5 protein-coding genes are annotated in these 13,809 nt (G+C 37.5%); 3 read left to right on the top strand and 2 right to left on the bottom strand.

What is annotated here, in order from left to right:
• The first annotated feature begins 5 nt into the window (after nucleotides 1-5).
• Nucleotides 6-6,482: a PKD domain-containing protein gene (locus BUL40_RS08375; protein ID WP_080318874.1), complete on the top strand. Its 6,477-nt coding sequence runs from the start codon at nucleotides 6-8 to the stop codon at nucleotides 6,480-6,482.
• Between the two features lie 109 nt (nucleotides 6,483-6,591).
• A complete protein-coding gene (locus tag BUL40_RS08370) occupies nucleotides 6,592-8,103 on the top strand; it encodes a hypothetical protein (RefSeq protein WP_080318873.1) in 1,512 nt (503 codons plus the stop codon).
• Between the two features lie 40 nt (nucleotides 8,104-8,143).
• Here the strand turns inward: BUL40_RS08370 and BUL40_RS08365 are convergent, their stop codons facing one another.
• Both BUL40_RS08365 and BUL40_RS08360 read right to left on the bottom strand, forming a co-directional pair.
• Nucleotides 8,144-8,920 carry a polyprenol monophosphomannose synthase gene (locus BUL40_RS08365; RefSeq protein WP_080318872.1) on the bottom strand — a complete coding sequence of 259 codons (777 nt, stop codon included), beginning with the start codon at nucleotides 8,918-8,920 and terminating at the stop codon, nucleotides 8,144-8,146.
• Nucleotide 8,921: 1 nt separating this feature from the next.
• Nucleotides 8,922-9,413 (bottom strand): GtrA family protein, encoded by a 492-nt coding sequence (locus tag BUL40_RS08360; protein ID WP_080318871.1) that lies wholly within the window; start codon nucleotides 9,411-9,413, stop codon nucleotides 8,922-8,924.
• Between the two features lie 278 nt (nucleotides 9,414-9,691).
• Here BUL40_RS08360 and BUL40_RS08355 point away from each other — a divergent pair, with 278 nt between their 5' ends.
• Complete coding sequence (locus BUL40_RS08355; RefSeq protein ID WP_080318870.1) at nucleotides 9,692-13,774, top strand: PQQ-dependent sugar dehydrogenase; 4,083 nt, start codon at nucleotides 9,692-9,694, stop codon at nucleotides 13,772-13,774.
• Nucleotides 13,775-13,809: the final 35 nt, after the last annotated feature.

Raw genomic sequence — 13,809 nt, 5'->3', positions numbered from 1 at the left:
TCCCTATGAAAAAAAATTACAAATTATTAAAGAAACCAAATTGGCTATTAGGTATAGGTATTGCCTTTGCTTTCGCTTTAAGTACAGGTTTTGGTCCTTTGTTTTTTGGTCCTGGAATAACGGATGCGGAACCTATTGGTGGTTTTTTAAATAATAGTTTTCCCAATGTAGGGGCAGTTCAAACACCATATCAAGTGGCTTATCCTGGGGTGAAATTTGACTCACCAATCAAATATGTAACCGTTCCAAACCAAAATAGAGTGGTGGTAGGACAGTTGGATGGCCGTATATTTTGGATGGTCGACGACCAAACTACTACTACAAAAACTGAGGTAGTTGATTTTTCTGCAGAGGTTGGGGATCACACCAATGGAGAAGTTTGGGATGGCGGATTTTTAGGTTTGGCAATACATCCGCAATTTGGTACAGCAGGTAAAAATTATTTTTACATTTACTACACTACCGCAGAACCAGGAAATACTCTTGGTAGCCCACAAGGGTTTTCGTGTGGTTTGGAAAGGTATTTTGGAAATTTCTTGATATTGGAGCGATTTGAAGTAGACCCTACTAGTATGACATTTCTTCCTGGTAGTCGTCAACAAATGATTAAGCGAAGAATGTATAATACTACCCATAGAGGAGGAGATATGGTTTTTGGTAATGATGGCTACTTGTACATAACAACAGGAGACCAAGCCACTTACAGGAACGCTCAGGATATAGCAGAAAATTTGGATGGTGGTGTTTTGCGTTTAGATATAGATATGAATCCATTATCTAGTCATACTCCAATTAGAACGTTGGCTAGTTCAGGTGCAGGTGAATTAGATGAGTTTTCTGGCCGATATTATTTTATTCCTAATGACAATCCATTCCCAAGTCCCACAGGAGATACCTTTGAGGAATACTTTTCACTAGGTCATAGAAATCCACATAGAATTTCTAAAGATAGTGACACAGGTACAATGTACATTGGTGAGGTTGGGGAAAATACACATGAGGAGGTTAACATTTTGGAGAGTGGTAAAAATTATGGTTGGCCGTTTTTTGAAGGGGATGCAGTTTTCAATGTAGATTCTAACTGTATTTCCCAAATGTATAATAATATGCCGCATCAAGGGCCATTAACCAGTTTTGCCCCTGATGATGCAAATTCTATAATTGGTGGTTACGTATATAGGGGGAGTGAGATACCTGATTTGCAGGGGAAATATATTTGTGCAGATTACGGAGATGGTGATGAAATATTTTCAATTGATATCGCCACTGGAATTTATGAAATAATAGGTAATTTTTCCCCTGCTGATGTTATATCCTTTGGTCAAGGATACGACAATGAATTGTACCTATTAAAATATGGAAACGATGTAAATTTATATAAACTGACCACCCCGGGCATTAGCTATACCGGCATGCCTCAAAACTTATCTGATACAGGGGCATTTTCAGATTTAGGGACTTTAGAAGTTAATCCTGGTATTATTCCGTATGAAATGATTGACCCTTTTTGGTCAGATGGAGCTACAAAAAAACGTTGGATGGCCATACCCAACGATGGCGCCCATGATACTGCTGCTGAACAAATTCAATTTTCTGAGAATGGGGTTTGGGATTTTCCAGTAGGTTCAGTTCTGATTAAACATTTTGATTATCCCATAGATGAGAGAGATCCAACGATTACTCGTAAAGTGGAAACACGATTTTCTATTAAAGGACAAGACGGAAATTTTTATTTTTTAACTTATAGATGGTTGCCGGATGAAAGTGATGCAGTGTTACAGGAAATTGGAAGGGATGAACCCATTCAAGTTACTACCTTAACTGGAGGAACCAAGACAGAAACTTGGCATTATCCAAGTAATAGTGAGTGTATTAGTTGTCATAATCCTGCACTAGGAGGTACTTTAGGGCCTAGAACTAGATTTTTAAATAAAGATTATGATTATTCTGAAAAGGGAGGCGTTGTGGGTAACCAATTGGTTACGCTTAGTCATTTGGGTATTTTAAACGAAACCATAACTGATACGGACACTCCTAATTTTTTAACGCACACTTCTATTAATGATAATGCCGCGAGCTTGGAAGAGAAAGCCCGTTCTTATTTAGATTTAAATTGTGCTTATTGCCACCAACCTGCAACCGGTAACCGAGCAGATTTTGATTTAAGATTGGTAAATACCTTGGCGCAAACAGGGTTGTTAAACGCTGATATACTTACCCCTCTTGGTGTAGACGCAGAAGAGCGAATCCTCTATCCGAGTGATGCTAATAAAAGTATTTTATACCATAGGACCAATAGTGTAGATCCAAGTATTATGATGCCTCCTTTAGCAAAAGGAAAAATAGATGAAGCAGGCGTGGCATTGTTGGAAGCATGGATAAACCAATTGGCGCCACAGGCAGAATTACCAGATTTTGGTTTGTATAGATTGGTTAACGTTGAGACAGGAGGCACTTTACAAGTAGAAGATGGTATTGGCACAAATGAAGGAAATATTGATCAAGGAGCCTATCAGGTTTTAGATAGCCAGCATTTTGAATTGGAAAATGCTACGGGAGGGTATTATCAATTTAAAGCTGATCATAGTAACCGATATCTGGATGTGGCCAGCTCAAATACAAATCCAGGTGCCAATGTTTGGCAATATGCAGGCAACGGAACAGATGCTCAGTTATGGCAATTAGTAGATGCAGGAAATGATTCATATTATATCATAAGTAAATTAAGTGGGTATTTTTTAGGCGTACAGCCAGATGGAAATGTTGCCGTAATACCTGATGATGGATCAGACATTGTAAAATGGCAGTTTAGGGAGCCAGGAAACCTTTCGGGACGAGACATTGTTTTAAATAAAGAAATAGTATCTACTAGCGAAAACGGAAGTGCGGCAGAGTTTACGGTTGTTCTTGCAAGTGCTCCATCAGTAGATATTTCAGTTGATATCCAAGCCGTTTTAAATACTGATGAAATTGATTTGTCAACTAATCAAATTACATTTACTACTTTTGATTGGGATGTTCCACAAACCATTACCATTACTGGATTAGATGACACCGATGTAGACGGACCTCAACCTTATGAAATTTTAGTTAAGGTAAGCTCGCCAAGTGCAGATCCCGATTACGAAGGTTTTAGTAAAATTTTAGAAGGCACTAACTCAGATGATGATGGCGGTGGTATAGCACCCCCGGATCCTGGGACTTATAGAATCGTAAATGTTTCTAGTGGCCTCACCATGGAACTTCTAGGAGCTACTATTGATGATTTTGGGAATGTGCAACAAGGTAGTTATGAGCAAGCGTCACACGAGCAATTTGAATTAATTTATATTGGAAACGGACAATATAACTTACAAGCAGTTCACAGTGGTAAAGTAGTGGATGTTGCCAATTCTAGTACAAATGCAGGTGCCAATGTAATTCAATATAGAAACAATGGTACCAATGCTCAAAAATGGACCATTGTAGATGCCGGATTTAATAGTTATCATATTATAAGTGTACTGAGTGGTTATTATTTGGGTATAGATGCAACAGGTAATATTATAGTAGATAATGAGGATGGTACCGATATTTACAGATGGCAGTTTGTAGACCCTAGCCTAACAAGCTTAGCGGGAATTACGGCAAATAAGGATCAATTGTTTACAGATGAAGATGGACAATCAGAGACGTTTGCGGTTGTCTTAGACCAAGAACCCACAGACAATGTGACCATTGGTGTAGCTATTACAGGAGATGCCGATGAAATAAATCTGTCTACTACAACCCTAGTTTTTAGTCCCACAAATTGGAATATTCCACAAGAAATCACGGTGACGGGAGAGGATGATTTGCTTGTAGACGGGGTTAGAGAATATTTTATAGAACTAACTACCATAGCTCCGTTAATAGACCCTAATTATACCGGAATCGGAACTACTCTTAATGGAAGAAACCTTGATAACGATGGAGGTGATAATGGACCGCCACGCGAAGGTGAATATCGATTGGTAAATGTAGAAACCGGTGAAACCATACGGGCAGAAGCGGCAGGGACGGCAAATGAAACCAATTTCATTTCTGGAGGATATGATGGTTCAAATTATCAACATTTTGCTTTGGAATATGATGGTAATGACCTTTATAAATTAAGGGCTTTACATAGTGATAAATATTTTGATGTTCAGTTTTCAGATACAAGTGTTGGCGCTAACGTATGGCAATACACCGGAAATAATTCCAATGCACAAAAATGGAAATTGGTTTATGCTGGAGAGAATATGTATCATATAATAAGCGAACTTAGCGGCTATTATGTTACAATAGGAGCTGGCGGCAATATAGAAATAGCGGAAGATAATGGAACGGATATTTATAAATGGCAATTTTTAGCTACCGGATTTGCTCCCGAGGCTATAGCTACTGCAGACATTTTGGCCGGGAACACCCCTCTTGCGGTACAGTTTACGGGGTCTAACTCAACAGACGATAAAAATGATATTGTTACATACCATTGGGATTTTGGAAATGGTGATATCAGTAATGAAATAAATCCTTTATATACCTATGTAGATGCCGGGGTTTTTGAAGTATCACTTAGCGTTACGGATGGGGATGGTTACTCAAATACTAGTGCTCCACAAACAGTAACCGTTAATGGTACGCCAGTGGCAATTGCAAGTGCAGACATTACCTCTGGAGATGCTCCTCTATCTATTAATTTTATCGGTAGCAACTCTACAGATGATGTAGGAATAGTAAGTTACGCTTGGAATTTTGGAGATGGTTCAATTTCTAATGAACAAAATCCATCTTATACATATACAACACCAGGAGAATATACTGCTACCTTAGTCGTAACTGACGCTAATTCAGCTACAGATATGGCAGAAATAACAATTACGGTTAACGGAACACCCAATGCAGTAATATCTGCAGATGTATTGGCTGGCAACCCACCATTAACGGTTAATTTTATAGGAAGCAACTCTACGGATGATCAAGGTATAGTGAATTACCTATGGGACTTTGGAGATGGCGATACATCATCAGAAGCGGATCCCACTCATATATTCGCAAATCAGGGTATCTATACAGTAGTGTTAACAGTAACTGATGATTTTGGTAGTACTTCCACTGCAGAATTAACCATAACGGTTAACTCAAATCCGATTGCTATTGCAACCTCAGATATTACAACTGGAGAAGCACCATTGATGGTAAATTTCACAGGAAGCAATTCTACGGATGATGTTGAGATAGTTGATTATCTATGGGATTTTGGTGATGGTAATAGTTCAACAGAAGTAAATCCAAGCCATTCATTTATTACGGCAGGGGAATATACCGTTGTGCTTACAGTAACCGATGGCGAAGGCCTAACGGATACAGCTGAATTAATTATTCTAGTTACCGAACCGGAAAATATGGCACCGGTGGCTGTATCTAATGCAGATGTCACCTCAGGAGAAGCACCATTGATGGTAAATTTCACAGGAAGCAATTCTACGGATGATGTTGAGATAGTTGATTATCTATGGGATTTTGGTGATGGTAATATTTCAACAGAAGTAAATCCAAGCCATTCATTTATTACGGCAGGAGAATATACCGTTGTGCTTAAAGTAACCGATGGCGAAGGCCTAACGGATACAGCTGAATTAATTATTTTAGTTACCGAACCGGAAAATATGGCACCGGTGGCTGTGTCTAGTGCAGATGTTACCTCAGGAGAAGCACCATTGATGGTAAATTTCACAGGAAGCAATTCTACGGATGATGTTGAGATAGTTGATTATCTATGGGATTTTGGTGATGGTAATAGTTCAACAGAAGTAAATCCAAGCCATTCATTTACTATGGCAGGGGAATATACCGTTGTACTTACGGTAACTGATGCTGCTGGATTAATAGGAACCACTGAATTAATTATTACGGTAATAGACCCCGTAAATACCGCACCTGTCGCAGTCGCGAGTTCAAATGTATCCGAAGGTGAAACACCATTGACAGTTTTATTTACTGGTGATAATTCTATTGATGATGTTTCAATTGCAAAATATGAATGGAATTTTGGGGATGGTGGTACTTCTTCCGAAGTTAACCCTTCTTATGTATTTAACGAAGTAGGGACTTATAATGTGACATTAACGGTAACTGATGGAGAGGGATTAAATGATATAGCTGAATTGACTATTGTCGTATTGGAAAATGAAACAAATTCGGTTGATGAAGCAAAATTTATTATTTCACCTAATCCTGCTTCTGAAGGCAATACAACATTATATGTTAACGATTTACAGGATGATTTTTATATTACAAGATTCTTATTGCATGATGGTGCAGGAAGACTCTTAGGTAATTATGATCCTGCTCAATTATTTAGAAATGATAACGAATACACAGTTCCCATTTCAAGATTACGTAATGAGATTTATTATTTAACCATTATGTTTAATAATAGGGAGCCTGTTGTTAAGAGAATTTTAGTAGATAATTAAAAATGAAAAGGAGCTAACGCTCCTTTTTTATTTTAAGGATACATCATTTTTAAATGCGATAAATAATCTAATGCCTAATAAATCAACTTTTAATCCTATCTTTTGTAACATGGCCTATATAAAGAAGTTTTTTATTCCCTCTTTTGTTGCTTTTCTGTTTTTGTTGATAGCTACTAAATCATCTCCCTTATACCCTATAAATGATTGGGTAGATGCAAATGCAATATTTACTGTAGGTAAGGCTATGCTAGAGGGTTTAATTGTTTACAAAGATATATTTGAGCAAAAAGGCCCTTTACTGTATTTTATCCATGCCTTAGCAGCTACAATTTCAAAAGAATCGTTTATAGGTGTATTCTTAATGGAATGGATTGCTTTTACAGTATTTTTAATCTTTGCCCAAAAATTTATTGGCCTATATATTAAGGAAAAGTATCTGTTACTGGCTACAACTTTAGCTGGGTTCTTAATCTTGTTTATTAAGAATTTTTTGCACGGGGATAGTGCAGAAGAATATTGTGTTCCTCTCTTGGGTATCAGCATGTACTATCTAGCTAAAATACTTAAGAGTAATTCCAAACTTAATGTCTCGCCTTCTGTTCTTATCATAAATGGAATTTTTGCGGGTAGTGTTATTTTGATCAAGTATTCTATGATTGGTTATTGGTTTGGTTGGATGGTAGTTTTATTGGCTTATTGTATTTATATGAAACAATACCGAAAAACAATACAGTTTTCATTTCTGTTTTTATCTGGTATGGTAATATCTGGAATACCTTGGATAGTTTACTTTTCAATCCATAATGGATTACATGACTTTTTTAATGTCTACTTCTATACAAATATCAAGTACTATACTAGTTCACAAGGTCTACTAAATAATTTGGTAACTATGACAGGTAAGGTTGTTTTGGTATATTTTGTTCAAAATCCTTGGTTTGCCGTAGTTTTATTATTTGGACTTTTTAAATTCTTTTTTTCTAAAAAAATAGAATCGGACCCTTGGGTTAGGTTTGGTTTGCTGGTACCATTTTTGTTTTTATACTTTTCCGTTTATGGTGGTGGGGTAAGACATGATTATTATTTTCAAATCATGACCCCATTTATTCTATTTGGAATTATTACTCTCTTTATTCAACTAGATAGGTTTTCATATTTCAATTCCTTAAAAAATATCTGGCTGTATAGCATTATATCTTTGGTATCCTTATCAATAGTCATGTTTTTCTTTCATCACAATAGATATCTAATGGGTACTAAAAAGAAAGTTTTGTTTCAATATGCTTTTGCCGAGCATGTACAAGCTTATCCAGAATCTACCTTATTAAACTATGGGTTCTTAGATGTTGGGTTATACCATACCGCTTCCAAAACGCCCATAACGTACTATTTTATGAAGCATAATTTCGATTATGATGTATATCCTCATGATGTAGATGCTTTAAATTACTATGTTTCTGAGGCTATAACTGATTTTGTGGTTTTGCGTACACAAAAAGGAAAGGATTATAAAAATGCTAACCTAGAAAAAAACTATTTTAAGGTAATGGAGCAAGAACAGTTCTATGAAGGTAAGTTTCATAAGTATATTCTTTATGCAAAAAAAGGGCTAGCAAAATAGCCCTATTTGAAGACGTTTATTGTTTAAAGGAATAATTCAACTAGCTAACGGTAACGAATTTAGTGTTTACCTTCTTTTTTTTGGGTAAGCGCTTTTTTTGAAGGCGTAAAAGAATAATATTTTTAACCGCTTCTGAAAAAACTGTATTAGATAGTTTAGATTTTCCAGCTATACGATCGTGAAATACTATAGGTGTCTCTTTTATTGAATAACCCAATAGGTGTGTTCTGTAAGTTAATTCAATTTGAAAGGCATATCCATTAGACATAATATTATCCAAATCTAATGTTCTTAATACTTTGTTAGAAAAGCACTTATATCCCCCGGTTAAATCCCTGTAGGGTAGCCCTAGTATTAGCTTAGAATAAATATTTCCGCCTTTACTTATTAAAATTCTGTGTTTGCCCCAATTTACAACGCCACCGCCTGGCATATATCTAGTTCCTAACACCAAGTCTGCTTTTTCAGACTTTTTTAGGAACTCAGGAAGGTATTTTGGATCATGTGACAAATCTGCGTCCATTTCAAAAATTAAATCATAATTGGCCTTCAATGCCCATTTAAAACCTGTGATGTAAGCCGTACCCAAACCCAGTTTGCCCGGCCTGTTTAAAATGAAGAGTTTATCTCTATAAGTAACTTTCATTAGAGAATTCACTACAGCTGCGGTTCCGTCTGGAGAATTATCATCTACTATTAGAACATGCAATAGGTGTTCGTCCAAGTTGTTTTGTTCAGCAAATACCTTAGATAAGATTTCATTTATATTATCCTTTTCATTATACGTAGGTATAATAATTAGTACAGTCTTTTTCATATTAAGAATTAATATAGTGTTCTCTATTCTCGTTTTTAAATGTTATAAATTTATTGCCTAAATAATTTAATACAGTGGCAAATCCAATCCCTACAATCTGAGCAATTATTTTATTGTAAAAATCTGGTTCTTTGTTTAAGTATTCTTTAAGATTAGTAACAAGCATATTAGCAATACTACTATTGTTTTCTAAATACCATAAAGTAATGGTTAGAAAAAGAAGATTGGTTAAAAGATTTAAACTACTTATCCCAACAAATTCATAATACTTTTTAAAATAAGATTTGTGTTGTGCCCTATTTTTAAAAGTCCATTTAGAATTAAAATAATAGTTACTCGTAACAGCAATCATAAAAGAAGTTAATGATGCTAATAGATAATGTACATCAAAATTTATTAAAACGGCATAAACCACAAGGTTTATAACTGCTCCTGTACCTCCGACAATTAAAAATTTAAAAAATGTTGTTTTAAACACATTAATTTTTAGCATCTTGTTTAATTTATTTGAAGGGGAATATTTAGTAAAGGAAATCAAATTTGTTCATGGGGTTTATTTTACTCGTTAAACTACACTATTATGCACATAAGCTGCTGTTTTATTTAATTCATCACTTAATTATAGGGATAAACTAGTTCTAATAGTTCCTTATTTTGTAATTTATCGTATTTAACTGTAGTTCATCGATTTTAGAGAATGCTGTCAAGTTAATTTTTGAAGTAAGTATTTAACTTACTTACGGTTTCCCTGATAACTTTAAAAATTTGTGCATGAAACGTTATTCCCTCCAATGGATCTCGTTTCTGATTTTGTTATTAGGTTTATTTGGGTTTAAAGTAATTTTCAACGGCCCTGGACTAACAGAAGCAGAACCAATAGGTAAATATTTAAATGGTGCTTTTTTTGGTACGGAAATCACAAATCATCCTTACGATGTCGCTTTTAATCACTTAACATTTAATTCACCTCTTAATTTTAATATAGTTCCCAACCAATCTAAAATTGTTGTTGGGCAAAGGGATGGATTAGTATATTGGTTTGAAAATCAAGAACAAACTACCCAAAAAGAGTTGGTAATAGATTTAACTCAAGAAGTGGGCGTGGTTTGGGATGGCGGTTTCCTCGGGTTGGCCATTCATCCCAAGTTTGGTACTGAAGGGTATAATTATTTTTTTGTCTATTATACAACCAAATCTGCAGATAATACTTTGGAAGGTCCCTTAGGCTTTTCTTGTGGACTAGAACGTTTTCACGGCAATTATTTGAAACTGGACCGCTTTGAGGTAAATCCAAATACACTCTCCTACATACCTAATACGAAAGAATCCTTGTTTAAAATAAGAATGTATAATACAACTCATAGAGGAGGTGGCATGGAATTTGGTAATGATGGATTTTTATATTTAAGTACCGGTGATCAAGCCGCTTATAAGAACGCACAAGATATCACCAATAATTTAGATGGAGGCGTTTTACGGTTAGATGTAGATATGAATGCATTAAAAAGCCATATTCCTAGAAGAACCATGCCTGATGACGTAGGTAATGCCGACGAATTTACGGGAAGACACTATTATATACCAAATGATAATCCATTTTTAGATATAAGTGGTGAAAACTTTGAAGAATATTATTCCATAGGGCATAGAAATCCACATAGGATGACCAAGGATACCCAAACGGGAAAATTTTACATTGGTGAAGTGGGAGAAAGTAGTTTTGAAGAGATTAATGTATTAGATAGTGGCAAAAACTACGGTTGGCCTCTGTTCGAAGCTTTTTCCGGTCCTAAAACCTCTTGTGTACCTAGTTTATTAAACAACATGCCACATGAAACACCTTTAGTTGCATTTAACAGGTCTCAAGCTAATGCAATAATTGGAGGTTATGTATATAGAGGGTCAAGCATTCCTTCGCTATATGGAAAATATATTTGTGCAGATTACGGAAATGGAGAGGAAATTTGGGCTGTAGACATTCAAACAGGATCGTTTGAATTATTAGGAAATTTTTTACCTGAAAATATAATTTCTTTTGGCCAAGACAGTGCCGGAGAGCTTTACTTTTTAAAACAAGGCAATAATGTAAAATTATATAAATTAAAATCTTCTACACCAGATTACAATAACATCCCCACAACGTTGTCTGAAGTAGGAGCATTTTCTGATTTAGAAACTTTAACGCCTATTGAAGGATTAATTCCTTTTAAATTGATTGATGACTTTTGGTCGGATGGGGCTTCTAAAAGAAGATGGATGGCAATTCCCAACAATGGAAATCATGATACGGCTAACGAGCAAATCCAGTTTTCGGAACTTGGTGCATGGAGTTTTCCCACTGGCAGCGTTTTAATCAAACACTTTGATTATCCTGTTAATGAAAACAACCCTCAAATAACTCAAAAAATGGAAACTAGGTTTTCCGTTAAGGGAGAAGATGGAAGTTTTTATTTTTATACCTACAGATGGAACGAGGCTGGCACAGAAGCTTATTTAGAACAATCTGGGTTTGATCGTGAAATTCGTATTACTACTAAGAATGGCACTACTAAAACTGTTAATTGGCATTATCCAGATAATTCTGAGTGTCTCACTTGTCACAATAGCAACTCTGGCGGAACCTTAGGAACAAGGACTAGATATTTGAACACTACATATGATTACAGTAGTAAGGGAGGAGAAATAGGCAATCAATTAGTTACTTTAAGTGCCTTAGGTATCTTAAACGAGGTAATTGATGATACAAAAGCAGATACCTATTTAACACATACTAGTATAGATAATCCAACAGCAAGTACGGCGGATAAAGCTCGTTCTTACCTTGATTTAAATTGTGCGTATTGTCATCAACCCGGAACAGGAAATAGAGGTGATTTTGATTTGCAATCATTCTTAGACCTAAATCAAACCAATTTGTTGCAAGCAGGTGTTAATACACCCCTTAATATAGCAAATGACGAAGCTATACTTAAATCTGGTCAACCTAATAAATCAATATTGTTTCATCGATTAAATAGTTTAGACGAAAACACCATGATGCCTCCTTTGGCTAAAAGTCAATTAGATGCTAAGGGGCTTGCGTTAATTGAAAAATGGATTACGGAACTTGATGGTACCGTGCCTACGGTACCGGCCTTGCACTACCGGATCAATGCATCTGGCCCAATGGTCTTGGCAACGGACGGTGGTCCCGACTGGCAGGCGGGTGCCGGAGGTGGTGCCCAGGACATGGGTGGCTATCAGGTAAGTTCGGGTAGGTTGGGTGGCAACAATAGCAATGTATCGTATGCCAATCGTGATGTTTCCATCCCTTCATGGATGTCTGCCGCTACCTATGAGGGCCTGTTCCGTAACGAGCGTTGGGACGATGGCATAGCCCCGGAGCTTTCCTATGATTTTCCTTTGCCCAACGGAACCTATCAGGTTAACCTGTATATGGGAAATTGGTGCAGTTGCACCTCTGAAGTAGGTGAGCGGGTCTTTGATGTTTCCATGGAAGGAGGCGTTGTCCATTCTAAGGTAGACTTGGTAGCGCTGTTCGGCCATCGTTCCGGAGGAATGTTGGGCCATCGGGTAACGGTATCTGACGGGGAATTGAACTTGGAGTTCCTCCATGTAACGGAGAACCCTTTGGTCAACGCCATAGAGATTTATTCTTTGGATACGGTTCCGACGCCATTTCCGGATCCTCTGCAAGTTAGCGCGGTTCCCGATCAGCTTTCCAAGGAAGGTGACGCGGTTAGCCTGCGGTTATCTGCCACGGGCGGCGATCCGGCCTCGGGTATAACTTTTGCGGCATCAGGGCTACCTACCGGTCTTGCAATGCAGAGTACCACGGGTATTATCAGTGGAACCTTATCTAACCAGGGTTCTATTGGTGGCCCCCAAATGGATGGTTTACATACGGTCGTGGTCACGGTCACCCGAGGTACGGAGACCGTACAAACGGAATTTGAATGGCGGGTTACGGAACTTGACGGTACCGTGCCTACGATACCGGCCTTGCACTACCGGATCAATGCATCTGGCCCAATGGTCTTGGCAACGGACGGTGGTCCCGACTGGCAGGCGGGTGCCGGAGGTGGTGCCCAGGACATGGGTGGCTATCAGGTAAGTTCGGGTAGGTTGGGTGGCAACAATAGCAATGTATCGTATGCCAATCGTGATGTTTCCATCCCTTCATGGATGTCTGCCGCTACCTATGAGGGCCTGTTCCGTAACGAGCGTTGGGACGATGGCATTGCCCCGGAGCTCTCCTATGATTTTCCTTTGCCCAACGGAACCTATCAGGTTAACCTGTATATGGGAAATTGGTGCAGTTGCACCTCTGAAGTAGGTGAGCGGGTCTTTGATGTTTCCATGGAAGGAGGCGTTGTCCATTCTAAGGTAGACTTGGTAGCGCTGTTCGGCCATCGTTCCGGAGGAATGTTGGGCCATCGGGTAACGGTATCTGACGGGGAATTGAACTTGGAGTTCCTCCATGTAACGGAGAACCCTTTGGTCAACGCCATAGAAATTAAGGCGATAGATAACGACACGGGCATAATGTTAAAAAGTAAAGTGGTTTTAGAAGAAAAAGAAGAAGCGATACAAAGTTTGTCCGTTTTCCCAAATCCTTTAGCGCTAGGAGGACAATTAAATGTTCGCTTGCCACAAGAAATTACAAATCGGACTATTTACTTTGACTTATTCTCTGCAGCGGGCCAATTAGTTAATACTGGCAATTTGCATAAAACATATAAGAATAATTATACCACTATTTTAAGAACAGGGTTGGGTAGCGGTATACATATTTTGGTGCTTAAACTACAAGATGGTACCGTTTTAGGCACTAAGCACCTTTTATTAAGATAAACTAGGTATAATTCAAGGATAGTCATAGAACAGGT

The sequence above is a fragment of the Croceivirga radicis genome (assembly GCF_002072105.2).
GTDB classification, from domain to species: domain Bacteria; phylum Bacteroidota; class Bacteroidia; order Flavobacteriales; family Flavobacteriaceae; genus Croceivirga; species Croceivirga radicis.
The sequence above is the reverse complement of the archived record's forward strand: the minus strand, read 5'-3'. Positions and strand labels throughout refer to the sequence as shown.

Excerpts from the sequence above, each read along its gene's own strand:
- BUL40_RS08375 (WP_080318874.1), top strand. The coding sequence starts at position 6 with ATGAAAAAAAATTACAAATTATTAAAGAAACCAAATTGGCTATTAGGT.
- BUL40_RS08355 (WP_080318870.1), top strand. The coding sequence starts at position 9,692 with ATGAAACGTTATTCCCTCCAATGGATCTCGTTTCTGATTTTGTTATTA.
- BUL40_RS08370 (WP_080318873.1), top strand. The coding sequence starts at position 6,592 with ATGGCCTATATAAAGAAGTTTTTTATTCCCTCTTTTGTTGCTTTTCTG.
- BUL40_RS08365 (WP_080318872.1), bottom strand. The coding sequence starts at position 8,920 with ATGAAAAAGACTGTACTAATTATTATACCTACGTATAATGAAAAGGAT.
- BUL40_RS08360 (WP_080318871.1), bottom strand. The coding sequence starts at position 9,413 with ATGCTAAAAATTAATGTGTTTAAAACAACATTTTTTAAATTTTTAATT.